Origin of the sequence: Rathayibacter sp. AY1F3 (assembly GCF_002931975.1) — a bacterium.
Taxonomy (GTDB): domain Bacteria; phylum Actinomycetota; class Actinomycetes; order Actinomycetales; family Microbacteriaceae; genus Rathayibacter.
In genome coordinates this window covers 32,960-57,892 of sequence record NZ_PSVF01000021.1, presented here as the reverse complement: position 1 = coordinate 57,892, position 24,933 = coordinate 32,960, and the positions used below count along the sequence as shown (strand labels likewise).

Genomic DNA, 24,933 nt, shown 5'->3' with positions numbered 1-24,933 from the left:
GCACCGCAACGCGATCGAGAAGGCCCACAACGCGATGGGCCGCAGCGTCGAGGCCGACCGCGAAGCCACCCGCGCCCGCGCCCGCGCCGACGTCGCCGCAGGGACCACCGATCACCGGTACGCGCCCGGAATGGTCGCCCGCCGCATCGAGCGGATCGCAACCGATATCCGCGGGTACAGCCGGAAGATCGAGGGCAACTCGCACAACTTCGGCGGCGGCTACATCGAGACGACGACCCCCGCGACCGGCGCCTACCGGGAGCGGCTGATCACCCAGCGCGCGCAGCTCGAGGACGAGCACGCCTACTGGACCGCCGTCCGCGAGGCCCAGGCCGCCGCCGGAGAGGTCACGATCCACAGCCGCGACACGATCGCCAAAGGCGACATGATCAAGCACCGTTTCGGCTGGCACATCGTGACCCGCGTGAACCCCAAGAGCGTGACCGTCGCGCTCGACTGGAACGACGGAACCCGCCCCTACAAGGTCAACTACGCCGACGTGCAGGGACACCACACCGCCGCCGAGGTCGAAGCAGCCCGCGCCGCGGCCGCCGAGAAGGCCGCCACCGAGACGGCCGCCGCGAGCTGAGCAGGCGAGGGCCGGCCCCCGGGCCGGCCCGTGAGGGGCGACCCCCTCACACTCCCCGGGCATCCCGTTCCGGGAGGCGCGAGCTGCACTCGCGCAGCGGCGACGGAGCACCGCCGATCGGAGGCCGCGACGCGGCCCATTCCACCCGTTTTCTTCACCTCTCCGCGGTTTCAACCTATTTCGCTCCACCGGCTCCGTGCCGCCGCTATCGGACGCGCCCTGCGGGCTTATTTCGCCCGCTATCAGCGTCACTGCGCCGCCTCCACTCAAACGGTTTTCCCCGCCGGAGAGGCAAAGAAAAACGATCAGCCAGAGGGAGCACCCACACCATGCAGACCGCCACCGACTTGCAGACCACGGCCAAGACCTATCTCACGCTCGCCAACACCCGCGCGGTCAGCATCCGCGTCGTGGGCACCGACCCCAAGACGACGCCCTCCGTGCTCGTCACCCGTCGTCCCTCCGGCGTCTGGGAGGCGTGGCACTCCGACCAGCTGCACGGCATCACCAGCGGCTCGTTCCGCCACTGCGTCACCCACGCCCGCCGCGCAGCGATCCGCCGCGTCGCCCCGTTCCTGAGCCGCTGAGAGGACCACACCATGACCACCACCGACACCGGCCGCGCGAGCGCCGAACAGCTCGCCCTCATCCTCACCACCCGCCGCGCGGAGTCCGACGAGGACGCCGCCGCCACGGACGCCGAAATCCTCGCGCACGTCCGCAACACCCTGACCCTGCCCGGGGAGGGATGCCCGGGCGGGTTCCCCGTCACCGACGACGGAAGCGACTACGCGGCCGCGCTGATCGCGTTCCTGTCGCCCGTCCCGACCGCAGACGCGATGCTCGCCACGATCGAGAGCTTGCACCAGCAGGTGTGGGCCGCGGCCCCCTTCCTCACCGTCGAGACGGTGACCGATGACGGGGAGACGTACCCCGCGCTGCGCTGCCCCGCATGCGGCCAGCTCGTCACCGACTCCGGCGACCTGTACGCCGTGGACGTGTCGACCAGGTGGAGCACCGCCGAGACGGACGCCGAGCACCAGCAGATGAGCATGACCCGCGGAGACGACGACTACAGCAGCACCCTGTACTACCTCCACGCCGCAGGCGAGCCGCACGCCGTCGTCCCGCCCGAGGGTTGGACCGAGAGCTGGAACTGACCCAGCGGGGGAGGGGCCGGCCTTCGGGCCGGCCACGAGGGGCGACCCCCTCGCGCTCCCCGGTGTTCCACCTTCGGCGGGGCGCGAGCTCCGCCCGCGCAGCGGTGACGGAGCACCGCCAGCAGGAGCCGCTACGCGGCAGGATTCCCCGTTTTCTTCACCTCTCCGCGGTTTCAACCTATCTCGCTCCATCGGCTACGTGCCACCGATCCCGGACGCGCCCTGCGGGCTTATTTCGCCCGTGATCGGCGTCACTCCGCCGACTCCACTCAATTGGTTTTCACTCGCCGGAGAGGCAAAGAAAAACGATCAGGAAGACGACAAAAGCCCCGTAGTGAATGAAGCACCACGGGACCCGTCGCCTCAATGGTCGCACACCGATCAAGGAGAAACCATCGTGACTATCACCACCGGAACCGGGACCGTTCAGCACATCGACCCGACCACCCTCGTCATCGAGGCGAACGTGCGCACCAGCGCCCCCGTGACACGCGATTTCGTCGCGTCGATCCGCGAGAACGGCGTCATCACCCCGATCCTTGCCCGCCGCGACGAGCACGGAAACGTCATCGTCCGCGCAGGCCAGCGCCGCACCCTCGCCGCACGCGAGGCCGGAGTCGCCACGGTCCCCGTCTACGTCGTGGAGGGCGACGACACCACCGCGGACCGGATCATTCAGCAGATCATCGAGAACGACCAGCGCGCCGAACTCAGCACCGCGGATCGCACCGCCGCCTGGGCGCAGCTCGCGTTCGAGGGCATCACCGCCTCGCAGATCGCCAAGCGCACCGGAACCAAGACCGACGCGGTGAAGAAGGGCCTCGCCGTCGCGGAGTCCGCGACCGTCACGTCCGTTCTCCACGAGCACGAGCTGACTCTCGACCAGGCCGCGGTGCTGTTGGAGTTCGAGGACGACGCCGACGCCCGCGCCCACCTGATCGAGGTCGCGACCAACGACCCGACCCAGTTCGAGCACACCGCGCAGAGCCTCCGCGAGGACGCCGCGGAGAAGGCACGCCTCGCCGCCGTCGAGCAGGAGCAGATCGCGAACGACTTCCAGGTGCTCACCCGCTCCGACGCCTACGGCGAGGGCAGCCCGTGGGTCGCCCTCCGCAAGCTCCGCACCGCCGACGGGGAGCAGGTCACCGCCGAGCACATCGCCGCGATCCCGGTTCGCGGGGCTCTCATCGACACCCGCTGGAACGGCGACATCGACGTGACCCACTTCGTGCAGGAGCCCACGGAGGCCGGATTCACCTACGCCTACCGCGGCGACGTGCCCGCCGCGGCGCTCACCCCCGAGGAGGCGGAGGAGGAGCGCGTCGAGAAGTCCGCCGAGCGGAAGGTGCTCATCGCCAACAACAAGGCGTGGACTGCCGCCGAGACGGTCCGCCGCCAGTGGATCGCCACGTTCCTCAGCCGCAAGACGCTTCCGAAGGACGCGGATCGGGTGATCGCTCTCGGGCTCACCGCGCACCGGTTTGCGGTGTCGTCGGGGATGAGCAACGGCAGCGACCTCGCCCACACGCTGCTCGGCATCGACCGCCCCTCCGGCTACCGCACCGACGCTCTCGCCGCGCTGGTCGAGGCGAACCCGGCGAAGGCCCGGCTGGTCGCGCTGGCCGTCGTGCTCGGAGGTCAGGAGGCGAACACGAGCAAGGAGTCGTGGCGACGCGGCGACGAGCGCGCCGCCGCCCACTTCCGCCAGCTCGCTGCGTGGGGGTACGCGCTCTCCCCGGTCGAGCAGGTCGTCACGGGCGAGAGCACCCCGGCTAACGCCGCCGGGATCAGCTAGCCGCTCCGCGGGGACCGGCATCCGCCGGTCCCCGCACCCCCGCTCCCGACTCCTGCAGAAAGGCCCGCCATGACCACCACCACGACACCCGCCGTCGACGTCGACGTGTGGGGACACACCCCGGCGCTGCGCGATGCGCAAGCCGCCGTCGCCGCCGCCACCGCGACCGGCGACCTCGACGCGATCGCCGCGGCCGCGCGAGCGCTGATCGTCGCCGCGGCCGCGCACGCCTGGCCCACCGCTACCGCCCTCGTGTTCAAGTACGAGACGACCGGCCCCGTCGCCCACGTCTGGGGGCTGTGGAGAGTCCTCGACGCCGATCGTCAGACCCTCCGCGAGTGGGAGGACGACCCGGGCGGCATGAGCGATGAGTCCGAGGAGGAGCTGGTGGCCCTGGACCTCATCAGCAACCGCCGCGAAACCCTCGACTACACCGACTTCGGAAAGCCCATCGGCTCCACCGTCCTGATCCTGCACACCCTCACCCTCTGAGCGCGGGCGCGGGCCGCCCCGGACCGGGCCGGCCCGTGAGGGGCGACCCCCTCACACTCCCCGATGTTCCGCCGGCGGCGGGGCGCGAGCTCCGCCCGCGCAGCGTCGACGGAGCGACGCCCGGAGGTCGACCGGCTGCGCCGGCCGCCGTTGGTCGCCCTGCGGGCTCACACCCTTTTTTGCCGTGAAGCCTTCGGCGGCTCCCTCCGCTTCGCTGCGGTCGTAGCTACCTACGGGCTCCGTTCAAGTGGCTGCGCCACCGACTCCTCCGAGACTTTCAGCACGCGGTCGCTGCGCTCCCTTATTTCGCGCCGAAACTCTCTCCCCCCTCGCCCTGCGGGTTGCACTGCGCCCTCCGGTTGCTAAGGCGGAAAACCGCCTTCCTTACCGTTATTTCCGTGGATCCGGGCAGTTGTAGGCTCCGGAACGCGCCAGGGGTTCCGGGTATGGCTGACCGCCTTCAGCCGCCTGACGGCACGCCGTGATTAGCCGCCCGGGACCCCGCAACGGCAGGACCGCTCATTGAGAAACGCGACCAGATCGCCCCGTAAGGACATGCCGGCAAGGTCGTTCACGGCGCACCGCACCCCTCAACGGAAGGACCCTGCGTGCCCCAACTCTGGGCCGGCATCGACGCCGGCAAGACCGAACACCACTGCGTCGTCATCGACGCCAACGGAACCAAGCTGCTCTCCCAGCGGTTCAAGAACCGAGAAGCGGCGATCCTGACCCTGATGGGCGACGTCGCCTCACTGCCGGGCGGCACCGACGTCGCCTGGGCGACGGACCTCAACCACGGCGGGACGGGACTGCTGCAGACGCTGCTCAGCGCCCATGCGCAGCCGCTGTTCTACATCTCAGGCCGCGTTGTGCACCACGCCTCGGGCGCCTACCGCGGCGAGGCGAAGACGGACGCGAAGGACGCGGTCATCATCGCCGACCAGGCGCGGACCCGCCGGGACGTGTCGCTGATGCGTCAGGCCGACGAGGTCACAGCGGAGTTGCGCCTGCTTTCGGCGCGCCGTGAGGACTTGGTGCACGACCGCACGCGCGCCGTGAACCGGCTGCGCGCCATCTTGGTCCACTACTTTCCGTCGCTCGAGGGTGCGTTCAACTACGCGACGACCAGGGGCCCTCTGGTGCTGCTCACCCAGTACGCGACGCCGTCCGCGATCCGGCGGATGGGGGAGAGCCGGCTGGCGTCGTGGTTGAAGGGGCAGGGGTGCTGGAAATCTGCCGCCGTCGCGAAAGTCGCGGTAGAGGCGGCCAGTGAGCAGAGTTCGGTCGTCATCGGTGAGGCGGCCGCTGCTCGGCTCGTGAGCCGGTCCGCGCACGACTTGCTTCGCATCCGAGACGAGCTTGCGGAGCTCGAGGCTGAGATCGACGCCGCACTCGAGGGCAATACCTCCGCGGATCTGTTGGAGTCGGTTCCGGGATTCGGGCGACGGCTCGCCGCGGACTTCCTCGCCGCGACCGGCGCCGATCTTGCCGCGTTCGAGACCCCCGATCGTCTGGCCAGCTTCGCCGGTCTCGCGCCCGTTCCTCGCGACTCCGGGAGGATTTCCGGCAACCATCACCGGCCTCGCCGATACGACCGGCGGCTGTTGAACGCCTGCTTCCAAGCGGCGTTCATCGCCGCGAGAACCTGCCCGGTGTCGCGCTCGTTCTACGAACGCAAACGCCAGGAAGGCAAGTCACATAAGCAGGCGCTGATCGCTCTCGCGCGCCGGCGCATCAACGTCATCTGGGCAATCATTCGAGACCAGACTCGCTACAACCCGACGCCTGCACCGGCGTCTCAGTGCGGCGATCTCGAGGCGCCGCGCGGAAAGTCGTTGCCTGGACGCAGCGCTATCCAAAGCCCACATCGGCGGCACACGTACGCGGCGCCGCCGTTGAGTGCGTGAACCTGACGCCGGCGCCGTGCCCGCCCGCAGCAGGAGCAGGTAACAGAGGAATCAGCGTCCACGCGAAGAGATCGCTTCCCTGAGTTGCTCCGTGGTCGGAAGGCCCGCCAACCCGGTCGGCGTGAAGTAGATCCGACACGCCAGGTCCGTGGTTCGACCGTCAGAGGGAAACAGGTCCTCCCCGTCGAGAGTGATGGTCGGGGAACCGGCGAAGGCGACGCCGGCCGCGTCTTCCGGTGTCGCCAGGAGCCGATAGGTGACGGGCACGCCGGAGTGGCCGATGGCTGCCAGCGCCTCGTCCAGGCGAGGGCCGACGTCCTTCCAGTTGGGGCAGTCGTCGATGTGGAGAACCTCGATCATCATGCTCCGATCATCCTCTCGCTGAGCCCCTCCAGCCCGAAGACACCACCTTTCCGATCTGCTCCCGAGCATCGCGGCCCGCGAACGCCGACGAGCCAGCGGCCGCCGACCTCCGGTCGACGCGGCGTTGTGCGCTGCGCGCATTTTACCTGGAAGCCTTCGGCAGCGTACGGGCCTCCGGCGTCCACGCAAGCCGCTGCGCGGCCGGCTCCTCCGACGTTCTCGGCACGCGGTCGCTGCGCTCCCTCACATCGCGCCGAGAACCTCTCCTCCGCCGCCCCCCCGGGTTGCGCTCCCGCCTCCGACCCTGCTCGGCACTACGTGCCTTCCAGGCAAAAAAACGCTGGGAGAGAAGGAAGAACGACCGAGCCAGACCACCCCCGCTGGCTTGACAAACCTGATTGAGAATCACGGCAAAAAAACGATGAGGAAGAGGAAGAGAAATGCAGCAGATCACGACCGTCAGCACCTTCGTCCCGGCCGCCACCGAGGAGGGGATGCGCACCCAGTTCCGCAAGATCGCGGAGCGCGACGAGGACCTTGCCGCCCACGCACGCAACGGCTGGGCGCTCGCGCACACCGCCACGATCCCCGGAACCGAGGGCGTCATGTTCGTGGACACCCTCACCCGCACCCAGCAGTAGCCCGCACCACCATCGAGGAGGAAACGCCATGTCAGACACCATCACCACCAGCCCCGCGGCGGAGGAGCCGACCCTCCTCGACGCGGTTGCCGAGTTCGCCTCCGTGTTCTCCCACGGGGACACCGCCGACGACCTGGCCGTCCGACTCAGCTGTGCCGAGGTCGACGCGCTGGCCGGACTCCTGCGAGCATTCGGACGTGACGAGGCCGCGGACCTGTGGATCGCGGAGCACGCCACGGACGACGACGAGGGCGATCGGCACCACGCTGAGGGAGGATCGGAGCGATGAGCGAGCAGCAGGCCACCCCCGACGCGGTGGCGATCTACCAGGCGGCCGTGGCGACGTTCGCGGCCACGCTCTCGGACCCCGCCGTCGCGGAAGCGATCGCCCCGACGCTCACCTGCGCGCGCGCGACGCCGATCATCGACCTCCTCACCGAGGCAGGACACCACGACGCCGCCCAGAAGTGGGCCGAGCTGCACGCCTGGACCCGACTCAACGACGAGCACGACCCACACCGCGGCGACGAGTCGGACGGGTGGGCCGACTGATGCTCACCGTCTACTCGAAGCCGTCGTGCGTGCAGTGCACCGCGACCTACCGAGCCCTCGACGCGAAAGGCATCGAGTACGACGTCGTGGACCTCACCACCAACCCCGCCGCGCTCGAGTACGTCATGGAGGAGCTGGGCTACTCCGCCGCCCCCGTCGTCGTCGCCAGCGATCAGGACCACTGGTCGGGATTCCGCCCCGACCTCATCGACAAGCACGCCGCATGAGCGGCGAGATCCCGAGTGATGAGTTCCGGGCCGGCTACCTCGCCGGATTCGCGGACCGGCAGGCCGAGGTGGACCGGCTGGAGAACGACGCCGACCGGCTCTACCGCGCCGCCTACGGCGACGAACGCCGCATACCCGGGCAGCACGTCACCCGCGCCGAGCTCGAACAGCGCAGAGCGCTGTCCGAGCCGCCCGTGGAAATCACCCGGCGCGAAGCGCTCGCATCCTGGGGGATCGAGCTGCCCACCGAGGAGCCCGCAGACACCCCCGCGGCCGAGCCCGCGACCCCGAGCCCGTCGACGGCGACGGGACCCACGAACCGCACGAGCAGGAGACGACAGATGAGCACCAGGACGATCACCGGGAACCTCGCCACCGACCCCGAGGCCGTGCAGGCGGGCCGCGTGCAGATCGTGAAGCTGCGCGTCATCGAGAACACCGGCGAATACCGCGGCGGCGAATGGACCCCGCACGAGGCGCCCACGACTCACTTCGTGGAAGCGAAGTTCGAGCTGGGCGAGCACGTGCTGGCCTCCCTCCACAAGGGAGACGCCGTGATCGTCGTCGGCTACGAGCGCACCGTCTCTTGGGGTGAGGGTGAGAACCGCCGCACCGGCCGCGTCCTCGAAGCTGATGCGATCGGCCCCAACCTGACACGCGCGACCGCCGTCGTCACGACGACCACGCAGCGCGCACCGCGCCGCAGCGCTGCGCCCGCAGCGGAGTAGCGCGACCGCTCAGCCGATCCGGAGCACGTAGAGGATGACGTGATCCTCCGGCATCGCCGCGCGCACTTCCGCGATCGCCGCGGCCGACGTCGCCGCGTTGCTCTGCACCACCGTCGATGCCGATTCAGCGCGCGTCCGGTGTGCCAGTTCCCACATGCTCCCATCGTCGCACCCGAGGCCGACGTGGGCGCCTAGAGGGCGGCGGACCGGCGGCGCCGGCCCACGAGGGGGAGAGCCCCCTCGACCCCCCACCCGAGCACGTGGAACGGCCGCGCGCTCGAGCGGGAGTCAGCTGCGAGGACGCGGCTTGAACTTCTTCCCCGCCCGGATGTTCCGGTTCTCGATCACACCGACCACCGCCAGACCCGCGGCGACGAGGACGATCAACGACCAGCCGAGCACGTTCAACCACGTGCCGTTGAAGGCCGCATAGGTCTGCTCGCCGGCGATGGAGAAGAGCATCAGCGACAACCCGAACCAGACCATGCCGTTGCTGATCAGCGCGGCACGCGCCAGCTTGGTCCGAGGCTTCGACATGCCCTCACCCTCTCACCGCAGGCTGGACGTGTCCACGACGAGACGTCCGCGTTGCCGTGTGATCTAGACCGCGCTCGTCCCGGGGTGCAGCGCCCTGGCTGACGCGATGTGCGCCCTCATCTCGTCGTCGGACGCGCCTCGACGGTGCCAGTCGCGGAGGCGGTTCGCGAAGTCGCGCGCCCAGGTGTTCACGGGACCGCCCGCGGCCAGAGCGCGTTCTACGTCGGCATCCGTGCGCAGCGGAGACGGCACCAGTTGGAGCCGGCGCATCGACTCGGCCACTTGCTCGTTTCCTGCCACCCGTTCGGCTTCAAACCATTCGCCTAGGAGGTTGCCGTCCGCGTGTGTGCTCAGTGCTTCTAGAAGGGTGAGGCTCACGCGAAGTTCTCGCAGCGGCTCCGCAACCGACTCCGCTCGCAGGTTGATCGTGTTCAGGATCGCGAGAGCAGTGAGAGCGCGAACGAAGGCGGCGTCGATTCGTTCCTCTACCCGAGCGGTGGCCGCGGCTTTCCGCTCTGACGCTGCTAGACCAACGGCGACCAGCGTCGAAATCACGATCGCGGCCGCCGGCAGAGCGATCCCCGTCACAACATCCAGCATGGTTTCATCCATCCCACCAGCATCCCGTAAGGGGATGGTTCCGCAGGACGCTCTCAGGAGCGGTAGACGTCAGCCGGATTAACTTCGGCAGCGAGCGTCACCATCACGCTGATGCGATCGACACGATGGAACGCTGATAGATCCACCAGCTCCACCCCTTCAGTACGAAGTCGTAGCTGGCCCCGGGGGTCAGTGCCTGCGCCTGCTCCATCACCCATCGATCTGACGCCCCGTTTCCACCCGAGAGAAAAAGGGTCCCGCAGTCAGTCGTCTCGACCTCGAACTTCGGGGTGTAGCGGGCGTGGATGTCGATGACTTCCGCCACTGTGCACCGCGCTGACGAGATCGTGTTCTCCCAGAGGACGCTCCAGGCCGTGATCGGCGCTGCTACCGCCAGGACCACCAGCGCTGTGACCGCCACTGACTTCCGCCGCATTCCGATCGACCAACCTCTCAGGCACCCGAGGGCTCGGGTGTGACCTGATCGTAGGAGAGACCACGCTGCTCCGACTCGAGCGTGCCCAGCAAAATGCCAGCGAAGCGCGGAGCTGGAGTTCGTATACGAGTGTCTAGAGTGCGTCGTCGAGACGGTTGAGCCGGATCTCTCGTCGGCAGGCAGCCTCCCGTATGGGGATCGACCACCGGACGCTTTGCTCCTTCGGTGCGAGACGGAGGATGGCCGGTTGATCGTTAATGTTTTGCACTGCGGCTAGTGCGCCGCGGCGGTTCAGTTCGTACGCTCAGCACATGACTGTTCCGGGGAACGCGCGGAGTCGACGTCGGCAGCTCCTGATGTGGGTTCTGGCTTCGCTGGTGGTGTTTGCGCTGGTGACTCTTGTTGTCGCCTTCGTGGCAACCCAGCTCAACGCTGCTGCTTTCGCCAGACGCCCGGAGATCGAGAACTGGGCTGACCCGAGCAGGGGAACATTCACGCTCGGGCTCGGATGGGGCTTGGTCGCCGCCGCAGTCACCGTCGCGGTCGGCGTCACCGTCGATCGTCTGCGGTTGCGCAACGCAAGGTAGAACGGCGTCCCATATGGGGATGGTTCACCGGCACGCAAGGTTCTAGTTGTCCTTGACTCTGCGACCCGCGCCGCGCCCGTCTCCGCCGGCAATCCAGTCGTTGACCGCTCGAGCTACGTGAGTGTTGTGACTTGCGGCCCATGAGGGATCGTTGGATGCGGACGTGAAGGCGATCATCGGTGTGTGCCGGATGCGGCCGTGACGGTCGCGCCAGTGCAGGACCATCGAGCCGGCTTTTTGGCGCACTCGGATGGTCTGGTCGCGAGGGACGCGTCGGGACCACCAGACCCCGTGGACGGTGAGGTCGTTCTCTCGCAGGCTGACGCCGCTGAAAACAACCCACCGCGCAGCGAGCGGTATGACGACCGCGAAGATGACGATGAAGACCAGCTGCTCGTCCAGCGCGAGGCCGGGCTTCCATACTGTCGCTGCCGGCACGCAGATCAGAGCTGCGGGCAGGAGTATGCCGAAACGGAGCTGGATATTCGGGCGAAACCGCACGAGCGCTGATTTTAGGGGGCGCCCGCCCGTTCGTCGTTCCGCACAGGGGTCATTCAGTGGCCGGTGAGCGGGCGGGTGCTGCTCTCGCCCGCGCTGTGCGTCGCGGCCCAGAGCAGGGCGGCACCGGCGGCCCCCGTCGGTCTGTCGCGTGAGGCGTCAGCGAAGTCTCCGTTTCTCGACCGCATCGCCACAGGCCGCGTGTCCACAGCGCGTGACGCCCCGGCTGCGGATTACGGCTAGCAGCTAGCGAACGCCGCGGGCACGCTCGTAGCACCGGTAGAGCACGATCGCGCCGACGGCTGACACGACGAGTCCGATCAGAAAGCCCACGAGCAGGACCGGGCTGAGTTGGCCCCCGGTCTGATCCAGGTCCGCACGAACGCCGGCCTGAAACCCCGACACCGAGCAGAGGAAGGCGATCACGACACCCGACGCGAGCAGGCTCACGCCCTTAAGCACTTCCACCATGACCACCCCCGGTCGTGAAGCTACCGCAGAGTGTTCCACCCCGCGACCGCCTCGCCCCGTAGGAGGATCGATCAGCGGGACGCTTTCAGCGGACCGCTCGAAGAGGCTTGGCGTCGTCGTCGCGTGCTGGTGATGCCGCCAGGGTTGACCGCAGGTCTTCTCGTGCTCGTTGATAGCGGGTGCGTGCGGTGGACGCGGGGAAGCCGAGGAGTTGTCCGGCTTCGGTGATGGAGAAGCCGTCCCAGTGGATGAGGCGGACGAGCTCGGCCTGTTCTGGCGCGAGCCTGGCGATCGCGTCGCGCACGTCGACTCCTTCGTCGGCGGGGCGTCCTTCGGTGGGAGCGGTCGCGAGGACGCCGCGGAGCCGGCCGGAGAGGTCGGTTCGTCTGTTCGAAGTGCGGGTGCTGTTCGAGAGGACGTTCCGGGCGATGCCGAAGAGCCACATCCTCGACTCCTCCGCGGTGCGGGGGAGGGCGCCGACACGGCGCCATGCGGTGAGCATGACGTCCCCGAGCGCGTCGGCGGCGTCCTCGAGAGGGAGGCGGCGTTGCAGGTACTTGAGCAGGTCGGGCGAGGCGACGCGCAGAGCCTCACTGAGTCGCTCCGCCTCATCGGACTTCTGGCGGGTCACCAGGTCGCTCCGGGGCAGTGGGCCTCGCCGGCGATGCTGAGGTTCGCGGCGTCGACGGCGACGTCCTGCGCAGCAAGTTCGGCGTCGAGAGCGTTGCTGATGATGCGCCCGACGGCGGTCGAGTACTCCCGGTCGGCGTTGTAGAACTCGGTGCCGTAGCCGGCCGACGTGCGGGATCCGTCAGCGTTGATGAAGGATTGGTCCTCGGTGCGCAGTTGCGCGACGGTCTCCTCGAGCGCACCGTCGCTGAGGAGAGCGTCGATGTCGGTCGTCTGGTAGAAGTTCTCGACTACGGCGACGGCCGCCGGATCGGTCCCTTGAACGTCTCCCATGCGCTCCTCGCATTGGACACCGCTGGGCAGCGAATAGGTGATCGAGGCGTCCGGCGTCTCCGCCCACGGCGACCACGCGCCCGTCGCCGCGGCGGCCGCTGTCGCCATGCCACCGAGTAGTACCAGCGAAGCGACTCCGGCGACCGCAGGACGGGCCCAGCGGTGGCGGCTGACGCGGGCCTCTGCCGCCGCGAGCTGTTGCAGCTCGGCCAGCTCGGCGGCGACGTCGTCCGTCACTGTCGATGTGCGGGGGCTGGACTCATTCAGCAGGACGTCCAGGGGGTCTCGGTCAGGGGCGGCAGTCATGACGGGCTCCTTCGAAAGCGGGTTCATCCTGTACATGTCCACCCGACCCGCAAACGTCTGCCGCAGCATGAAACCGGCTCGCCGCCCTCGTCGCGGTGCCAGCGCCGACGCCGGACGTCAGGTCGCGAGGGAAGAGGCGAGTTCGGCGGGCGCTCCTGCGGAGCGGGGCTGCCACGACTCGAAGACGCCGTAGGCGATGATCCGCTCCGCGGTCGACAGCAGCGGATTGCAGCTCGTCATCGTGATCAGACGATCCGTCGGAACGACGTCGCTCGTCCAGGGGACCGGATCGATGACCTGCACTTCGGAGGGCTGCACGTATTCGAGGTTCCGGAACCGATAGGTGTACCAGCCGTCGGCGGTCTCGATGTAGATCGCGTCACCTAGTTGCAGCTCATCGATGAGGTGCATTCCTCCGCCGGCGGCGGAGCGGTGCGCCGCGATCGCGAAGTTCCCCATTTCGCCGGGCATCTGCGTTCCCGGGTAGTGGCCGATGCTGCCCACGTCGAGCACGTTCTCCGCGTCGACGCCCTCAGCGATCGTGCGCACCCACCCCTCGCCGTACCGGGGGATGTAGAGGTTGCCGAACGTGGTGTCCAGAGCTGCGACCGGCGCGATCACCGGGTCACCGGGGACGGCCGGCTCAGCGGTCGGCTCGGACGGCGCCTCCGCGGACGGCGCGTCATCGCCCCAGCTCTGGCGCAGCTCGGCCGCTTGATCTTCCTGCCGCCCTGCGATCACCGCATCGTTCCACCACAGCTGCCAGGCGAGGAACAGCAGAACGAGCACCCCTACGGTCATCAGCAGCTCACCCAAGACGCCGAAGAAGGACAGGCGGCGACGAGCCGGACGACGTCGGCGCCGCGACACGTCCACGGATGACGAAGCAGTCATGCGCAGGAGTCTAGGTGTGCCGCTCTCACCCGCATCGCTGCTGGAGATCGTTCACCGAACGAGCGATCGCCCTGGTGAAGCTAGCTGCGCGGAGAGGCGTCGTTGTGCCAGTACGCGGCAATTGCCGAGGTTCGCCGCACTACCGCGTCCGCCGAGGCAGGCGCCGGCCACAGATACAGCGCGTACCGGTCAGGCGCCGGATGCGCTTCGTCGGCGACATCTTGTCGCCGGCCCTCTTCCATGCCGGAAGCGCACCACCGGGCCCGATAGGCGGACGCCGTGAGCTGGAACGACGCGGCGGAGTCCCCAGACCATCCGCTAAGCACCGCATCCGGTCCTTCGGGCTGGAAGCTCGCCTCGACGATCTCCTCCCACAAGCCGAGCTCAGGCGCTGTGTCCAACGTGCTGACTCGAACCTGTACGTACCCGGTGTGGATACCTGTCCGCATGAAGAGGGCGCCGGGCAAGCTCGCTCCGCACAGCCCATTCTCTTGTCCGTCGAACGCATCACGAGGATCCTCAACCGACGCAGCGCCGGTTGTGAGTTGCAGCTGGGAGTAGTGCGTCCACACGGTTCCATCGAAGACGACTGGCATAACAGCCATCCTCCTCGACGTTCCCAGCGTCGCGTCCCATATGGGGATCGCTGGCCGGGCGTCCGGGAGGATCAGCGCATGTTGCCGGATGTCGAGCTTGCCGCAGCGCTCGAGGCTGTCGGGGTGCGGCGGCGGTGCTCGACGTCGACGTTGGGTAGCTTCGGGACATGGATGAAGCCACTGAGCCGTCCGCGCGTGGGTAGCGTATCGATCTCAACGAGCCGCCGAGGCTTCTGTGCAGTGAAGCGGAGGCAGCGCTCGTGCGCGCGTCGGAGGAGAGTGCACTTCTTCGCAGCCAGCCCTCGGGATCCAGTGGGAGGGAGAGGGTCGTTTCTGCTGCGCGCTCCGCTGTTCTTCTCGGTGCCAACGAGGACGAGCTCGCCGTGGCGATGGGGTTCACGCTCGAGGCTGTTCGGTCGATGCTCCGCGACGCTTGAACTAGGCCCGGGCCGTCCCGTATGGGATCCGCTCGCGCTTGCGCCACGCCTCGAGGAACGTCAACGACACCACGTCCTCCGCCTCCCCAGGAGTCGGAGCGAGCCCGAGCGCGTGCCGGCGGACGCGGTCGCGGTGCCGGTCGAAGATGCGACCGAACGCCTCACCCTCACCCGCTACGACGCGAGCCCAGTCCTGCTCATCAGTGACGCTCATACCAAGAAGTGTCCGCAGCGCTGCAAATCGCTGCACCCTTGGCCAAGTCCCCTCGAGTGCGAAGACTTGTGCCGTCCCGTAGGGGGATCGTTCAGCGGTTCACGCGATTCGCCGCCGTCGGAACGATCGGCAGCTTCTTCGCGCGAAGGGTGGTGGCGAGGAGCCGGCCGAGGAGGGAGGCGATGCCTGCCGTGACTGCGTATTCCGTGATGAGGCCCGCGGAGGAGGGCCAGGTCGCGTTTCCCGACGCGAGTACCAGTGCGGTGGAGGCGGCGGCGCCGATCACGAGTCCCAGACCCAGGAACGCGGCCGCCTGCCCGACACGCGGGAAGCGGCGTGTCCGCCGGTCGAGCCAGAGACTCGAGGGAAGCCACAGGAGTGCGCCCGCGACAGTGAACGCAGCTGCCGTGCCCGCGATGAGCCCTGCTGCGGACCCGCCCGATACATCCCAGCTGCCCGCTGTTCGCAGCAGCGCGAGGACCGCAACGGCCGGCCACGCCAGAATCCCCCATGCCAGTTCTCGTGTTTCCATGAGCATCATGGTCCGGCACGTCGGTGAACACGCCATGAATCAGAACGTTCAGCACTCCACGATCATGTGTTCCGTAAGGGGATCGTTGAGCGGCAGAGGGGGCGCTGCGCTATGTCGTCGCTCGGTCTTCCGGCGACTCGGTGATGAGCTCCTGCTTGCGTTCGGCTCTGAGCGCGACGACGGTTCCCGCGAGAGCGAGTGCGGCGGCTGCGGTGAAGAGGGCGGTGGCGTCCCACCTGTAGTGACGGATGGTGATGCCTGGTGAGGTCTCGCTGGCTGCGTAGGTGCAGGACAGGCCGAGCGGGTAGAGGATCTTCTCGCCCGACACGCGGCTGGAGTAGAGATCGATCCCGTCGGGGTACTCGCTCTTCTGGCACTGCACGGCGCCCGGTTCCCAGCCGGTCTGAACCCAGCCGATCGTGTGTGTGAGAAGGGCGACTGGGGTCCCGACCACCATCGCGAGGATGCCGAGCGTCTTCGCGGTCCGCAGTTCCAACCCGTCAGAGTAGGGCGGACACCACCCACCACGCGCGTCCCGCAAGGGGATCGGTCAGCGCTTCACTTGGGTTCGGCTGAGTAGGTGCGTGCCGCCCAGCTTGGCCAGTAACTCTCGGCCGCGTCTAGGTCGATGCCGCGAAGACGGATGAGGCAGACGTCCTGGTCGCTGCGGGTAACTACCCAGAGGCTATGGGGCCGGCCGTGAGCTCGCTTCGGGATCCAGGCCAGCACCTCGTCAAGGTCGGTTTCTGAAAGCTCCCACTCTTGGTTCGACGTGCCGTCTTCGGACCAGAAGTGGACGCGGTACGTCGGACCGTCGACCTGCAAGGTTTGGTCGCGCGGATCGTGCAGCTCTGCTTTCATGCGCCCACTGTAACTATCGGGGTGCTCGAGGCTGGCCCGTATGGGGATTGATCACCGGGTCGTCACGCGGTGCGGCCGAGCATCGCAGCGGACGCTGCGGCGCAGTTCTGCGGGCGACGCGCTCGATCGTGTCTTCAGAGCATGGCGGCCTACCGAGGCGACTGCTTCAGAGGACTTGTCCGTCACCTATGGCTTTGGGGCCTTCAACGATAGTGAAGGCCGCTCCGGCGCTGAGGGAGCTGTAGTCGATGTCGTACAGAAGCTGAAGGGTCACTTCGCTCGTCTCGCCGGGATCGACTTCAGTAGCCTCGCTGCTGCGCACGATCACGCCGAGATGCGTTCCGTCGCCGCCGACGACGACGACATGAGGTCGGTACCTTCCGTCGAGACCGATGGGCGCCTTTCGGCCGCCGTCGCTGGTTGGACGGAGACGGATCCTCGCGCGAACCGTTCTCGCGTCTGATTGCGGTGGTGTCACCGGCTGACCACTATGCCTACTGTTCGATGCATGGACTGATCATCGCAGCCGCGCTTCGCGTCCCGGATTGGGATCGTTCAGCGCTTCGGTCGCAGGGGCAGGCCGGTCCGCCCAGTAGGCGAAGGATTCCGATCCTGGGCCCGCGTCAGGAGGCGTCGCTGTCTCTAGTCGAGGCGTCGATCGAGTCGAGGGTGACAACCATGACGGGCTGTATCGACCGCGTTTGAACTGCTCGAGCGTCTTCCACTGCTCGAGCGTCTTCCACTGCGCTGCGGACGAGCGTGAAATGGACAGACCCTGATGCGAAGTCGGCTTCGGGGTCGACAGAGATTGGCGACGACTGAAGCGACAGGACGGCTTGAGCCGCACGGCCCGCCGAGAGTCGAACCATTCGGGGGAGCAGCCCGTCGATCAGGAACAATCCTTGTGCGACCACCTGCTCCCGCCACGATACGTTGGCGGCCGGAAGGTTCGAGCGTAAGTGGATGCTATTCACCCACCACTCCACTCCCCAAGCATCGGACGGCGGAGCCGTCCGGAGGCGAGAGGCGGCGTAGGCCCGAAGTACAACCGAGTCACCTGAACGAGTGAACCCGCGTTCGATGAGCGGTCGGAGCGTGGGATCGTCGTTCAACCAGCGCTCCACGGCTCAACTCTGTCACGCAGTGACGTTGCGCATCGTCCCGTAAGGGAATCGACTGGCGGGCTATTCCTCGATCGGTTCAGCGCCCTCGAGCGGAGTCAGCGTCGCCCAGAATCCGTTCCCGGAACTGAGGTACAGGCGGAGGGGCTGGTCGGTGTCCATCGGGTCTCCGTCCGGGTAGAGGTCGGTGCCGCTGCACGCATCAGGCATCGACACGACGCGGATTGTCTCTCCTGCAATGAACGGTCCCTTCTCTGTCTCATCCACGGTGACCATGTATGCGGATGCTGCGACGCTGAAGACGCTCTGAGTTCCCGAGGCGCGAGGGGAGGCAGTCGTGATGACCGCTTCGGCGACTTCGTAGCGGGCTTCCGCGGATCCAAAATACGCCCAGCCCGGGCATCCCGACGTCTGCACCGCCGGCGCGCAGCCGGCGGCGGTGAGCAGCGCCGCTCCGGTTGTGAGCGCGGCAGCAACTCGAATGCGGTGACGCGAACCCGAGGTCATGCCGGTGACGCTACCCGCTCAGCTCCGTCCCATATGGGGATCGTTCTGCGGATCACCAAGTCGCCGGGCCGACCTCCGCCGGGTGCCGTGGTTCAGCGAGAGAGCCCTCCCGCTGTCAGCTTGCGCGGACCGACAGGTTCTTGCCGAGCTGGGTCCAGCCGTCGCCGGTGGCGTCGTCCGGTACGGCGTCGTCGGGGTGGATCTGTACCGTCCAGTCGTTCTGCTTTGACAGCTTCTCGCCGCAGCCGCTGACCGGTTCGTCGCCCTCGTTGACGATGACGCAGTGTCCGGCTCCCTCGCGAGGTAAGGCCAAGTAGAAGTCGAGGCCCTCGACGGACCCGGCGAACCGGATCGAGTCGGGATCGAGCTTGTCTCCGACGCTGCCGAGCGAGGGGAGTGCGTCCTGCTCCTGCTGCGCCCTGTCGTAGTCCGAGTACACGGTCGGGTCGTCGTAGACGGTGGTGTCCTGCGCGCACCCGCCGAGAAGAGGAAGGGCCATGAGCGCGACCGAGGCCGCACCGATCTTGAATCCGTAGGTCGATCGTTTGTGGCCCATGGCGTCCCCCGTCGCGTTTCGCTCACCCTACTTCGCCTGAACTCCAGAGCACCGGCTCTCATCAACGGAGCGAAGAGCGCGAGGCTGCCCGTTCCGTATGGGGATCCCCTAACGGGACGACGCAAAGCCGATCGAAGGTCAGTAGGCGACGTCAGCGGGCGCTGGCTTCCCGACTCGGCTGTGATCGGGCCGACGGGCTCGGTGGGAAGATCTGGCCAGGAGGAGACCTGCAGTCACAGCAGCCAGCGACGTGGCGACGCCGGTGAAGGGCAAAGTGTCCGCGACATCCCACGGGAGAAAGAACGCTCCAGGGTCGGTGAGGGGGTTGATGACCAGGAGGAGCCCGACACCAATCAGTGTGACGGGTCGTCCCGGCGAGAGCACGAGGGCGCCGAGTATCACGAGCGGGAAGGCGATGGCCCAGAGGATCGTCGTGGCGATCCACGTGAAGTCCGACTGTGTGGCGCTGTAGCAACCCTCGTTCAGGCCACTGAAGCACGAGCTCCAATGCACCAGGAACGCGGCGGCACCAGCAGCGCCGAGCGATGCGATTGTCCATCCAACCAACGGGCCTGACTTAGCGAGTCGCTTCATGCGCTCACCATAGGACTCGAAGGAGAACCTGAGCTAGATCCACATGGTCGAAGCGAAGGCCACCGCCGCGCCCCCACTCGCTCTGATGAACGATCGTTCAGCGAAACCATTCCAGGCCTGGAGCGCGGCGATCCCACCTGAGGGTCAGAGGGTGGGGAACCAGCTCGAGTTGTCCACGATCCACAGCGACACAGAGTTCCAGAGCCCGGTGATGACGAGGACGCCGATGACGATGAGGAGCACGGCGACGGCCTTGTTGGCGTAGGCGCCGATGCGGCGCAGCCAGCGGCGTGAGCGTGCTGCGCGGGCGAGGACGAGTCCGAGTAGGAACAGCGGGGTGAGCATGCCGAGGAAGTAGACGAACCCCAGCGCGACGCCGAGTCCCACGGTGTCGATGTTGGAGGCGAGGCCGTAGGCGATGGCGAGGGATGGGCCGAGGCAGGGGTACCAGACGGCGGCGCAGCTGATTCCGAGCAGCAGTGCTTTCGCGGCCGAGCCGACTGGGGTGGAGGTCTTCGTGATCCAGGGGATCCGGAGGAAGCCGAGGGAGTAGAGGCCGGCGGCGATGAGTAGTCCGCCGGCGATGAACGTGTACGGCGGCCGGGCGAGGTTCACGTTCGCGCCGAGCGCGAGCAGCAGCGCCACGGATCCGATCAGCACGAGAGCGGCCCCGACCGCGAACGCGAGGATCGACCACACCTGTCGAGACGGTCGAGCCCGTCCGTCCCCTGTCGAGGTGAGCGCGCCGACGATGCCGGGGAGGATCGGTGCAGCGCAGGGGGAGAGCAGAGCGAGCGCGCCCGCGAGGAACGCGGTGCCAAGCTCGGGGAACATCCCCTCACCCTAGTTTCCGGAAAGGGCGCGTCCTGGCCCCGCGCTTCCTAGGCTGACCTCGTGACCTGGACAAGTCGACCGCGCAGCATCGCAAGGGTGACCGCTCGAACCCTCGCCATCACGGCCATCGCTGCCGCGGGCGCGGCCTCGCTGAGCGGGTGCTTCACCACCGCCGAGCGGCCGCCGCTCACTTTCGCGGACCTCGACCGGGCGGCGACCGACGCCGATACGTTCCCGACGCTGCCCCCGCGGGCCTCCTCGTCCAAAATGGACGAGACCAGCTCCCGGCTCGTCGGCCGAGTCGGCGACCGGTCGCTGTTCCTGGCGCGCACGAGCGATCCGGAGACGACGTGCCTGACGAGCTTCGCTGACGAGGACACATGGAACCAAAGCTGCGGCGTCGGCGGGTTCGACTCCACGGTCGACCGGAACACTCTCCATGTCGTCCCGGACGGCGGGAGAGTCGAAGAGACGTGGACGCCGCTGAGCGAAAACGTCTTCATTGACAGTCCTGGTGTGCGGTGACGACGATCGAGGAGCTTCGACTGGATAAGAGAGGCAGGGAGCGGATGACTCAGAATCAAACTCGACTGCTCTCGTTCGCGTCGGCAGGAGCCCCGATCTTTGCAGTCGGGTTCGATGCTCGAGGAGGTCGCGGCGTTTCAAGTGCGAACTCCTTCTACCATCACCCCTCATTCCGACAAACGTTCTGGTCGCGGGTGAACCAGTGAAGCGTCGCGTCAGGTGGCGCTGGATTGCTCTCGCGGTCATCGTCCTCGTGGCGGGGTTTCTTCTCTCAAGCGACCTATCAGGGAGCTGTATGGACTACGTGAACGCGCCAGGCGTGTGCACTCGCGCCAACGAAGACCCGAGAACATGGGTCCTCCTTGTGATCGGTCCCCTGATCCTTGTGGGTGCGCTCTACCAAGCCTTCCGGCGTAGGTGACAGACGAAGAGGTATGCCCCTCTTGGGAGCGACATACTGCTTCGCGGGCGGGAGCGGTTGATCTATGACCGTCCTGGTCGTCGTGCAGAGATGGTTGATCGGTTGAACGGCTGGCGAGGTGCCGATTCGTGGCCCGTCTCAGGTGGCTGGCGGTGCTGTGATCTCGAGAGAAAGTTCGATCTCGATCGGGTCACCGCTGTGTGAGCGTAGGGCAAGAACAGCGGGGCCGGTGGGCAGGTCGGCGGGGAGGTCGAAGGACTCGTTGACAGTGGATCGTTCGCCCTTCGGTATCGGTCGGCCGAGGAGTATCTCTTCGCCGCTCGCGGAAGGGGTGATGGTCACCGTGACGTCCGAAGCTGCGCGGCTCGTGCCTCCGGTGTCTTCACACGTCTCCCAGATGAAGTCGGCGCTGAGCCGGACCACTCCGTCTGGTTGCAAGGTCGACTCTTGAAGCTCGACCGCCTTTGCGGCGCAGGATCCGGCCGAGCTCGAAGTCACGCCGGCGCAGCCGCTAACGCTGAAGACCATGCCTGCCGCGACGACAATGGATGTCAGCCCTGCTGTCCGTCCCTGCCTCATGCAGGTCAGTGAAGCATTGCGCGCTCCTGCTCTCATCACGAGCGCCGCAAACGTCATCAAACCGTTGATGTCCCGCACTCGGCCTTCGGTAGAGATCCGGAGGGCAGCGCCGGTCGAACCTCCCGTAACGGGATCGTCGTCCGGACGGTGAAACTACCTACTGACATCCGGCGTCCGGTGGCGGTCCCCTGCTGAACGGTGCGGGGAGGCAGCCCGTTGCACTTACTGGTCGAGCCGTCGAGCGAAGTGATGGGCGGTGATGTCCATCCGTTCGCGTAGGTAGAAGCGATGCGCCTCGAAGCGTTGCACGCCGGAGTCGAGCTCGATCGCGCTGCACCCCAGTTCCCGGCCTCGCTCCGCTAGGGCGGCTAGGAGTGCCGCGCCGTGACCGTGGGATCGCTCGGCGGCGGCGGTGGAGAGGTCATCGACGTAGAGCTTCCTGATGGCGCTCGTGTTGACGACTACTCGCCAGCCGGCGACAGCCACGCAGCGATCGTCTTGCAGTAGGGCGGTGAAGCGGAGACCTTGGGGCGCGCCTTCTCGCAGTACCAGCTCGAGCAGTTCGTCAGTGAGATGGGGGCGCAGCTCGCGGAGGACGAGAAGAGCGGCCGCCCACCGCGCGTCGCCGGGCTCTAGATCAATGATCACGGCGAGGAGACTAGCGCTCGCATCGTCCCGTACGGGAACGGGTTAGAGGGCGTCCCGTAAGGGGATCGCCCACCGGGACCCCCACGACCTCTTTGGCTGCCCTCTGACGCAGCGGCTCCACGGTGGAGAGCGAGTTCGGGCGGGGTCAGCTCCGGGGTCCTCGGTCGCTCCTGTGACCGGTCGAGCCGCTTAGGCCATCGCGCGTGCGAGTGCCCCGCCGGGAGGTCATCGCGTAGCGACGGCGAGGTTCAGTTTCTCACCGACGCGCAGAATCTCGTCTGAAGGGAAGCGGAACGGGTTGAGGTAGAACAGGTCATCGGCCGTCATGCCGAATCGTGCCGCGACGTCCTCTGCGAGGTCATTGCGGGCGACCGTGTACGACGTCGGCGTTCCGTCCGTCGATGTCGTCTCGCCACGCGCTGCTGCACGTGGGCCGGCGTCCTTGGCTACGAGATCGCTGCGTTGAGGCTTCACGCTCCATTGGACGTCAGCGACAGCAATGATCTTCATCGAGCAGTCGGAATCGTTCTGCGGTTTGGTGGTGATGACGAGCTGATCGATCGCTGTTGGATCGCCGCGGAACTCTGCGAGGTTCCGCCACGCCTTGTAGGGCTTCCCTGACTCCCCATCCGCGAGACGCATCGGGAAGTCGACGTCGAAACAGGTGGTCGTCGCATCGACCGGACTCAGCGCCGCCATGACCGCGACGAAACCTGAGGAAGATGTGGTCGCGGCGGGAATCTCTAGCTCGTCTGATGCCAGAGCCAGCCGGCCGTCAGCCGCACTCAAACGGATGGTGCCGGCCGTCCCATTGCTGCCCGTGAACGTTGCCACGCCAAGGTCACCGGTCAGTGCGGCGTCGGAGCTGCTGTCTGTGGACACCGGAGGCGGAGCCGGCGGTTCAGGCTGTGGCGTGCATCCCGTGACGACGATCAGGCATGCTGCGATCGCGACCGTTTTTCGCGCCTTCGAGAATGTCCCCACCAGCTCAGGGTAAGCGACGTCCCCGCTCTTCCCTTGGTCGTGCGGTTGGGGCGACCGGATGGAGTGCTCGCGATTTCCTCCGCAGAGGTCAGCTAGGGGCTACAGCAGCTTGCTAGTGTCCGGGCCTATGGATGAGCCCCGAAAGCGCGGACGCCCTTTCGTCATCGCGGGAACGACGATCGCGGCTGCAGCCGCCCTCTGTGCTCTCGTGCACTACGCCGGTCTGGCCGTATTCAGGACCGAGGGGGACGTGCCGGCGGCTTCGGCCGTCGACCTTCCAGACGGGAGCGAGCTCGTCAGTGAGACTGTCGAGTGCGCCTCCGGTGGGTGCTGGCGGCTGCTCTCGGTGCGCCCGCCCGACGCGATGACTCCCGAGCAGCTGTCGAGCGAGCTCGGAACGACGCCGCAAGCGCGCATCGCAGGAACACTCTGGGACCCGCGCACCATCACGGTGAGTTCCGCTATCGACGGACCCCTCCTCGAGGTCCGGGCCGATTACTGGTCACAGGAGTACGCGCCCTAGGCGCGCGAGTGACGCGTTCTCGAGTCGACAGCATTGGCGCCCCCCGACTGTTTCGCTGGGGGATCGCTTACCAGATGTCCTGCTCCTCACGCTGCGTCAGGGGCGACGGTGGCGGAGATCCGCCGCGTCCGTTCGATGATCAGGATGTCGGTGACTCGGATGCCGAGTGCGGTGAAGAAGCCAGCCACCGCATTCCAGTAGAGAGTCCAGAGGATGAGGCCGCCAACTTCGTTCTGGTCGTCCCGGGGTGGAGCCCAGTCGGCGTTCGCGGCGTGGACCTGCCAGATCACAGCGAGGGCGATGCACAGCAGGCACGCTCCGAGGCCGAAGGCGAAAAGGATCTTGCTCCCGGAGTTCGTGCAGCCGAATCTCCACAGCACGTTCCTGAGGACGATGAGCCACACGGGGATCGCTCCGAGCGAGAACGTCCATTGCTCCCACGTCACGAGAATGCCCCCGGCTCGCAGCGAGCCGGATCGTCGGCAGGTGCCGTCGTCACTCTTCGGAGAGCGGGGGAGTGGTCGCGATCATTTCAGGAGAAGGTGTCTCGTAACCGCCGATGATGAGCGTGCTGGTGTCGGTCCAGCTCGGCTCGGAGTAGGCAACCGGCTCGGGGTTTCCCGCGGCAGGCTTCTCGCTGGTGATCCCGGTAGCCACCGCACCCACAGCAAGGAAGCCGGCGACGATCCCTGCGACCGTCACGGTAAACACGGTGTTGCGAAGCGTCTGCATCGTGCTGCCCCTCGAGTAGGTCGAATGGTGGGGAGCGTACCAGCGCAGGTGCTCGCGACGCCATGCTACTGGTCCCGTATGGGGATCGTTCACCGGTCCATGGCTCCCTCTAGGTTGTTGCCGCGATGCCGTCTAGTGTCGCGTCATGAGCGAGCGGGCGAAGCGCACGGTTCGATGGGGTTGGGTCAACGTGGCGTTGTTCGCCGTCGCGGCGATGTTCCTGCTGCTAATCACCGTCCAGACGGGTACCTGCACCGATTACGTCGACGGGACTGGAGTGTGCACAATCACTCCGCCGCCGGACCGCCAATGGCTGGTGCTGGTGATCGGTGGCGGGGTTCTCGCTTTCGCGCTCTTCAAGGCGTTTCGTCGGCGCTGACACGCGGCTGGCTCATCTGATCGGGCTGCTCGAGTGTCCAGACAGCGGTCGCCGATCCCGTCCCGTAAGAGGATCGTTCACCGGTACACGCAGACGCGACACCGAGCGCCGCGAAAACCCGCGGCGCTGAGTGTTGTGGATCTC

General features: G+C 67.2%; 39 protein-coding genes and 1 pseudogene. 15 read left to right on the top strand and 25 right to left on the bottom strand.

Going from position 1 to position 24,933, the window contains the following annotated elements:
- The 6 genes and pseudogenes from C5C39_RS12845 to C5C39_RS12820 form a co-directional block, all read left to right on the top strand.
- Window positions 1–589 (top strand): annotated as a pseudogene (locus tag C5C39_RS12845) (DUF3560 domain-containing protein); the annotation flags it as partial.
- Window positions 590–918: 329 nt separating this feature from the next.
- Window positions 919–1,176: a hypothetical protein gene (locus C5C39_RS12840; RefSeq protein ID WP_055794438.1), complete on the top strand. Its 258-nt coding sequence runs from the start codon at window positions 919–921 to the stop codon at window positions 1,174–1,176.
- A gap of 12 nt (window positions 1,177–1,188) precedes the next feature.
- Entirely contained in the window at window positions 1,189–1,749 is a 561-nt protein-coding gene (locus C5C39_RS12835) for a hypothetical protein (RefSeq protein WP_104353536.1), read from the top strand.
- A gap of 397 nt (window positions 1,750–2,146) precedes the next feature.
- On the top strand, window positions 2,147–3,544 hold the full coding sequence (locus C5C39_RS12830) for a ParB/RepB/Spo0J family partition protein (protein WP_146083938.1): 1,398 nt from the start codon (window positions 2,147–2,149) through the stop codon (window positions 3,542–3,544).
- 69 nt (window positions 3,545–3,613) lie between these two features.
- Complete coding sequence (locus C5C39_RS12825; protein ID WP_056045796.1) at window positions 3,614–4,036, top strand: hypothetical protein; 423 nt, start codon at window positions 3,614–3,616, stop codon at window positions 4,034–4,036.
- A 608-nt stretch (window positions 4,037–4,644) separates the two neighbouring features.
- Window positions 4,645–5,943, top strand: coding sequence for an IS110 family transposase (locus tag C5C39_RS12820; RefSeq protein ID WP_258075835.1), 1,299 nt, complete (start codon window positions 4,645–4,647; stop codon window positions 5,941–5,943).
- Window positions 5,944–5,994: 51 nt separating this feature from the next.
- Here C5C39_RS12820 and C5C39_RS12815 read toward each other — a convergent pair whose 3' ends face one another.
- Window positions 5,995–6,306 carry a thioredoxin family protein gene (locus tag C5C39_RS12815; protein ID WP_104353534.1) on the bottom strand — a complete coding sequence of 104 codons (312 nt, stop codon included), beginning with the start codon at window positions 6,304–6,306 and terminating at the stop codon, window positions 5,995–5,997.
- Between the two features lie 440 nt (window positions 6,307–6,746).
- On the opposite strand from C5C39_RS12815, the gene C5C39_RS12810 reads away from it, so the two are divergent.
- Genes C5C39_RS12810 through C5C39_RS17570 form a run of 5 tightly spaced genes read left to right on the top strand, consistent with a single transcriptional unit; the run spans window position 6,747 to window position 8,454 of the window.
- The gene (locus C5C39_RS12810) at window positions 6,747–6,947 is read left to right on the top strand and encodes a hypothetical protein (RefSeq protein WP_104277728.1); all 201 of its coding nucleotides are present in this window, start codon (window positions 6,747–6,749) and stop codon (window positions 6,945–6,947) included.
- Window positions 6,948–6,975: 28 nt separating this feature from the next.
- The gene (locus C5C39_RS12805; protein WP_216848815.1) at window positions 6,976–7,236 is read left to right on the top strand and encodes a hypothetical protein; all 261 of its coding nucleotides are present in this window, start codon (window positions 6,976–6,978) and stop codon (window positions 7,234–7,236) included.
- The gene (locus C5C39_RS12800) at window positions 7,233–7,499 is read left to right on the top strand and encodes a hypothetical protein (protein WP_104353533.1); all 267 of its coding nucleotides are present in this window, start codon (window positions 7,233–7,235) and stop codon (window positions 7,497–7,499) included. Before C5C39_RS12805 ends, C5C39_RS12800 begins: the two co-directional genes overlap by 4 nt.
- The gene (nrdH, locus tag C5C39_RS12795) at window positions 7,496–7,726 is read left to right on the top strand and encodes a glutaredoxin-like protein NrdH (protein WP_104268997.1); all 231 of its coding nucleotides are present in this window, start codon (window positions 7,496–7,498) and stop codon (window positions 7,724–7,726) included. Before C5C39_RS12800 ends, nrdH begins: the two co-directional genes overlap by 4 nt.
- Entirely contained in the window at window positions 7,723–8,454 is a 732-nt protein-coding gene (locus C5C39_RS17570) for a single-stranded DNA-binding protein (RefSeq protein ID WP_181136380.1), read from the top strand. Before nrdH ends, C5C39_RS17570 begins: the two co-directional genes overlap by 4 nt.
- Window positions 8,455–8,463: 9 nt before the next feature.
- Here the strand turns inward: C5C39_RS17570 and C5C39_RS17565 are convergent, their stop codons facing one another.
- The 4 genes from C5C39_RS17565 to C5C39_RS12770 form a co-directional block, all read right to left on the bottom strand.
- Complete coding sequence (locus C5C39_RS17565; protein WP_181136379.1) at window positions 8,464–8,610, bottom strand: hypothetical protein; 147 nt, start codon at window positions 8,608–8,610, stop codon at window positions 8,464–8,466.
- A gap of 132 nt (window positions 8,611–8,742) precedes the next feature.
- Window positions 8,743–8,991 carry a hypothetical protein gene (locus C5C39_RS12780; RefSeq protein ID WP_104353531.1) on the bottom strand — a complete coding sequence of 83 codons (249 nt, stop codon included), beginning with the start codon at window positions 8,989–8,991 and terminating at the stop codon, window positions 8,743–8,745.
- A 63-nt stretch (window positions 8,992–9,054) separates the two neighbouring features.
- Entirely contained in the window at window positions 9,055–9,603 is a 549-nt protein-coding gene (locus tag C5C39_RS12775; protein WP_104353530.1) for a hypothetical protein, read from the bottom strand.
- A 91-nt stretch (window positions 9,604–9,694) separates the two neighbouring features.
- A complete protein-coding gene (locus tag C5C39_RS12770) occupies window positions 9,695–10,012 on the bottom strand; it encodes a hypothetical protein (RefSeq protein ID WP_146083937.1) in 318 nt (105 codons plus the stop codon).
- A 326-nt stretch (window positions 10,013–10,338) separates the two neighbouring features.
- Between C5C39_RS12770 and C5C39_RS12765 the strand changes: the two genes are divergently transcribed.
- Window positions 10,339–10,614, top strand: coding sequence for a hypothetical protein (locus C5C39_RS12765; RefSeq protein WP_146083936.1), 276 nt, complete (start codon window positions 10,339–10,341; stop codon window positions 10,612–10,614).
- Between the two features lie 42 nt (window positions 10,615–10,656).
- Here the strand turns inward: C5C39_RS12765 and C5C39_RS12760 are convergent, their stop codons facing one another.
- From C5C39_RS12760 to C5C39_RS12705, 15 genes are all read right to left on the bottom strand, one after another.
- Window positions 10,657–11,115, bottom strand: coding sequence for a hypothetical protein (locus tag C5C39_RS12760; protein WP_104353527.1), 459 nt, complete (start codon window positions 11,113–11,115; stop codon window positions 10,657–10,659).
- Between the two features lie 243 nt (window positions 11,116–11,358).
- Window positions 11,359–11,583, bottom strand: coding sequence for a hypothetical protein (locus C5C39_RS12755; protein WP_146079300.1), 225 nt, complete (start codon window positions 11,581–11,583; stop codon window positions 11,359–11,361).
- Window positions 11,584–11,668: 85 nt separating this feature from the next.
- A complete protein-coding gene (locus tag C5C39_RS12750; RefSeq protein ID WP_104336190.1) occupies window positions 11,669–12,214 on the bottom strand; it encodes an RNA polymerase sigma factor in 546 nt (181 codons plus the stop codon).
- A complete protein-coding gene (locus tag C5C39_RS12745) occupies window positions 12,211–12,852 on the bottom strand; it encodes a hypothetical protein (protein ID WP_146083935.1) in 642 nt (213 codons plus the stop codon). Before C5C39_RS12745 ends, C5C39_RS12750 begins: the two co-directional genes overlap by 4 nt.
- Window positions 12,853–12,969: 117 nt before the next feature.
- Window positions 12,970–13,746 carry a class E sortase gene (locus C5C39_RS12740; RefSeq protein ID WP_104234404.1) on the bottom strand — a complete coding sequence of 259 codons (777 nt, stop codon included), beginning with the start codon at window positions 13,744–13,746 and terminating at the stop codon, window positions 12,970–12,972.
- 80 nt (window positions 13,747–13,826) lie between these two features.
- Entirely contained in the window at window positions 13,827–14,342 is a 516-nt protein-coding gene (locus C5C39_RS12735; RefSeq protein WP_104234405.1) for a hypothetical protein, read from the bottom strand.
- 438 nt (window positions 14,343–14,780) lie between these two features.
- Window positions 14,781–14,993, bottom strand: a complete 213-nt coding sequence (locus C5C39_RS12730; RefSeq protein WP_104234406.1) for a sigma factor — start codon at window positions 14,991–14,993, stop codon at window positions 14,781–14,783.
- Window positions 14,994–15,084: 91 nt separating this feature from the next.
- Window positions 15,085–15,534 (bottom strand): hypothetical protein, encoded by a 450-nt coding sequence (locus C5C39_RS17300; RefSeq protein ID WP_146079377.1) that lies wholly within the window; start codon window positions 15,532–15,534, stop codon window positions 15,085–15,087.
- A 100-nt stretch (window positions 15,535–15,634) separates the two neighbouring features.
- Window positions 15,635–16,021, bottom strand: coding sequence for a hypothetical protein (locus tag C5C39_RS12720; protein ID WP_104234408.1), 387 nt, complete (start codon window positions 16,019–16,021; stop codon window positions 15,635–15,637).
- A 62-nt stretch (window positions 16,022–16,083) separates the two neighbouring features.
- Complete coding sequence (locus C5C39_RS12715) at window positions 16,084–16,386, bottom strand: hypothetical protein (RefSeq protein ID WP_104234409.1); 303 nt, start codon at window positions 16,384–16,386, stop codon at window positions 16,084–16,086.
- A gap of 166 nt (window positions 16,387–16,552) precedes the next feature.
- Window positions 16,553–16,714: a hypothetical protein gene (locus C5C39_RS17560; RefSeq protein WP_181027273.1), complete on the bottom strand. Its 162-nt coding sequence runs from the start codon at window positions 16,712–16,714 to the stop codon at window positions 16,553–16,555.
- A gap of 856 nt (window positions 16,715–17,570) precedes the next feature.
- Window positions 17,571–18,014, bottom strand: a complete 444-nt coding sequence (locus tag C5C39_RS17295; protein WP_146076925.1) for a hypothetical protein — start codon at window positions 18,012–18,014, stop codon at window positions 17,571–17,573.
- A gap of 115 nt (window positions 18,015–18,129) precedes the next feature.
- On the bottom strand, window positions 18,130–18,570 hold the full coding sequence (locus tag C5C39_RS12710; RefSeq protein ID WP_104234410.1) for a hypothetical protein: 441 nt from the start codon (window positions 18,568–18,570) through the stop codon (window positions 18,130–18,132).
- A gap of 138 nt (window positions 18,571–18,708) precedes the next feature.
- The gene (locus C5C39_RS17290; protein WP_146079385.1) at window positions 18,709–19,164 is read right to left on the bottom strand and encodes a hypothetical protein; all 456 of its coding nucleotides are present in this window, start codon (window positions 19,162–19,164) and stop codon (window positions 18,709–18,711) included.
- A gap of 144 nt (window positions 19,165–19,308) precedes the next feature.
- Entirely contained in the window at window positions 19,309–19,998 is a 690-nt protein-coding gene (locus C5C39_RS12705) for a cytochrome c biogenesis CcdA family protein (RefSeq protein WP_104234411.1), read from the bottom strand.
- 96 nt (window positions 19,999–20,094) lie between these two features.
- Here C5C39_RS12705 and C5C39_RS12700 point away from each other — a divergent pair, with 96 nt between their 5' ends.
- The gene (locus C5C39_RS12700; RefSeq protein WP_104234412.1) at window positions 20,095–20,523 is read left to right on the top strand and encodes a hypothetical protein; all 429 of its coding nucleotides are present in this window, start codon (window positions 20,095–20,097) and stop codon (window positions 20,521–20,523) included.
- Window positions 20,524–21,082: 559 nt separating this feature from the next.
- On the opposite strand, the gene C5C39_RS17285 is transcribed toward C5C39_RS12700, so the two are convergent.
- The 3 genes from C5C39_RS17285 to C5C39_RS12690 form a co-directional block, all read right to left on the bottom strand.
- Window positions 21,083–21,601, bottom strand: a complete 519-nt coding sequence (locus C5C39_RS17285; protein WP_146079334.1) for a hypothetical protein — start codon at window positions 21,599–21,601, stop codon at window positions 21,083–21,085.
- A gap of 144 nt (window positions 21,602–21,745) precedes the next feature.
- A complete protein-coding gene (locus tag C5C39_RS12695) occupies window positions 21,746–22,171 on the bottom strand; it encodes a GNAT family N-acetyltransferase (RefSeq protein WP_104234413.1) in 426 nt (141 codons plus the stop codon).
- Window positions 22,172–22,396: 225 nt separating this feature from the next.
- Window positions 22,397–23,155 carry a LysM domain-containing protein gene (locus C5C39_RS12690; protein WP_146079335.1) on the bottom strand — a complete coding sequence of 253 codons (759 nt, stop codon included), beginning with the start codon at window positions 23,153–23,155 and terminating at the stop codon, window positions 22,397–22,399.
- Between the two features lie 127 nt (window positions 23,156–23,282).
- On the opposite strand from C5C39_RS12690, the gene C5C39_RS12685 reads away from it, so the two are divergent.
- Window positions 23,283–23,678, top strand: coding sequence for a hypothetical protein (locus C5C39_RS12685; protein WP_146079336.1), 396 nt, complete (start codon window positions 23,283–23,285; stop codon window positions 23,676–23,678).
- Window positions 23,679–23,764: 86 nt separating this feature from the next.
- Here C5C39_RS12685 and C5C39_RS12680 read toward each other — a convergent pair whose 3' ends face one another.
- Both C5C39_RS12680 and C5C39_RS12675 read right to left on the bottom strand, forming a co-directional pair.
- A complete protein-coding gene (locus C5C39_RS12680; RefSeq protein ID WP_146080962.1) occupies window positions 23,765–24,082 on the bottom strand; it encodes a hypothetical protein in 318 nt (105 codons plus the stop codon).
- Between the two features lie 91 nt (window positions 24,083–24,173).
- Window positions 24,174–24,410 carry a hypothetical protein gene (locus tag C5C39_RS12675; protein ID WP_104234417.1) on the bottom strand — a complete coding sequence of 79 codons (237 nt, stop codon included), beginning with the start codon at window positions 24,408–24,410 and terminating at the stop codon, window positions 24,174–24,176.
- Window positions 24,411–24,555: 145 nt separating this feature from the next.
- On the opposite strand from C5C39_RS12675, the gene C5C39_RS12670 reads away from it, so the two are divergent.
- On the top strand, window positions 24,556–24,789 hold the full coding sequence (locus C5C39_RS12670) for a hypothetical protein (RefSeq protein ID WP_133672028.1): 234 nt from the start codon (window positions 24,556–24,558) through the stop codon (window positions 24,787–24,789).
- The last annotated feature ends 144 nt before the right edge of the window (window positions 24,790–24,933 follow it).

What these genes read in the sequence shown, in the direction of transcription:
- C5C39_RS12780 (WP_104353531.1), bottom strand. Translation starts at nt 8,991, where the DNA reads ATGTCGAAGCCTCGGACCAAGCTGGCGCGTGCCGCGCTGATCAGCAAC.
- C5C39_RS12670 (WP_133672028.1), top strand. Translation starts at nt 24,556, where the DNA reads ATGAGCGAGCGGGCGAAGCGCACGGTTCGATGGGGTTGGGTCAACGTG.
- C5C39_RS17300 (WP_146079377.1), bottom strand. Translation starts at nt 15,534, where the DNA reads ATGATGCTCATGGAAACACGAGAACTGGCATGGGGGATTCTGGCGTGG.
- C5C39_RS12800 (WP_104353533.1), top strand. Translation starts at nt 7,233, where the DNA reads ATGAGCGAGCAGCAGGCCACCCCCGACGCGGTGGCGATCTACCAGGCG.
- C5C39_RS12740 (WP_104234404.1), bottom strand. Translation starts at nt 13,746, where the DNA reads ATGACTGCTTCGTCATCCGTGGACGTGTCGCGGCGCCGACGTCGTCCG.
- C5C39_RS12810 (WP_104277728.1), top strand. Translation starts at nt 6,747, where the DNA reads ATGCAGCAGATCACGACCGTCAGCACCTTCGTCCCGGCCGCCACCGAG.
- C5C39_RS12835 (WP_104353536.1), top strand. Translation starts at nt 1,189, where the DNA reads ATGACCACCACCGACACCGGCCGCGCGAGCGCCGAACAGCTCGCCCTC.
- C5C39_RS12675 (WP_104234417.1), bottom strand. Translation starts at nt 24,410, where the DNA reads ATGCAGACGCTTCGCAACACCGTGTTTACCGTGACGGTCGCAGGGATC.
- C5C39_RS12710 (WP_104234410.1), bottom strand. Translation starts at nt 18,570, where the DNA reads ATGGGCCACAAACGATCGACCTACGGATTCAAGATCGGTGCGGCCTCG.
- C5C39_RS12705 (WP_104234411.1), bottom strand. Translation starts at nt 19,998, where the DNA reads ATGTTCCCCGAGCTTGGCACCGCGTTCCTCGCGGGCGCGCTCGCTCTG.
- C5C39_RS12840 (WP_055794438.1), top strand. Translation starts at nt 919, where the DNA reads ATGCAGACCGCCACCGACTTGCAGACCACGGCCAAGACCTATCTCACG.
- C5C39_RS12685 (WP_146079336.1), top strand. Translation starts at nt 23,283, where the DNA reads ATGGATGAGCCCCGAAAGCGCGGACGCCCTTTCGTCATCGCGGGAACG.
- C5C39_RS12825 (WP_056045796.1), top strand. Translation starts at nt 3,614, where the DNA reads ATGACCACCACCACGACACCCGCCGTCGACGTCGACGTGTGGGGACAC.
- C5C39_RS12775 (WP_104353530.1), bottom strand. Translation starts at nt 9,603, where the DNA reads ATGGATGAAACCATGCTGGATGTTGTGACGGGGATCGCTCTGCCGGCG.
- C5C39_RS12805 (WP_216848815.1), top strand. Translation starts at nt 6,976, where the DNA reads ATGTCAGACACCATCACCACCAGCCCCGCGGCGGAGGAGCCGACCCTC.
- C5C39_RS12765 (WP_146083936.1), top strand. Translation starts at nt 10,339, where the DNA reads ATGACTGTTCCGGGGAACGCGCGGAGTCGACGTCGGCAGCTCCTGATG.
- C5C39_RS12735 (WP_104234405.1), bottom strand. Translation starts at nt 14,342, where the DNA reads ATGCCAGTCGTCTTCGATGGAACCGTGTGGACGCACTACTCCCAGCTG.
- C5C39_RS12715 (WP_104234409.1), bottom strand. Translation starts at nt 16,386, where the DNA reads ATGAAAGCAGAGCTGCACGATCCGCGCGACCAAACCTTGCAGGTCGAC.
- C5C39_RS17570 (WP_181136380.1), top strand. Translation starts at nt 7,723, where the DNA reads ATGAGCGGCGAGATCCCGAGTGATGAGTTCCGGGCCGGCTACCTCGCC.
- C5C39_RS12745 (WP_146083935.1), bottom strand. Translation starts at nt 12,852, where the DNA reads ATGACTGCCGCCCCTGACCGAGACCCCCTGGACGTCCTGCTGAATGAG.
- C5C39_RS17290 (WP_146079385.1), bottom strand. Translation starts at nt 19,164, where the DNA reads ATGAAGCGACTCGCTAAGTCAGGCCCGTTGGTTGGATGGACAATCGCA.
- C5C39_RS12730 (WP_104234406.1), bottom strand. Translation starts at nt 14,993, where the DNA reads ATGAGCGTCACTGATGAGCAGGACTGGGCTCGCGTCGTAGCGGGTGAG.
- C5C39_RS17565 (WP_181136379.1), bottom strand. Translation starts at nt 8,610, where the DNA reads ATGTGGGAACTGGCACACCGGACGCGCGCTGAATCGGCATCGACGGTG.
- C5C39_RS12815 (WP_104353534.1), bottom strand. Translation starts at nt 6,306, where the DNA reads ATGATGATCGAGGTTCTCCACATCGACGACTGCCCCAACTGGAAGGAC.
- C5C39_RS12755 (WP_146079300.1), bottom strand. Translation starts at nt 11,583, where the DNA reads ATGGTGGAAGTGCTTAAGGGCGTGAGCCTGCTCGCGTCGGGTGTCGTG.
- C5C39_RS17295 (WP_146076925.1), bottom strand. Translation starts at nt 18,014, where the DNA reads ATGACCTCGGGTTCGCGTCACCGCATTCGAGTTGCTGCCGCGCTCACA.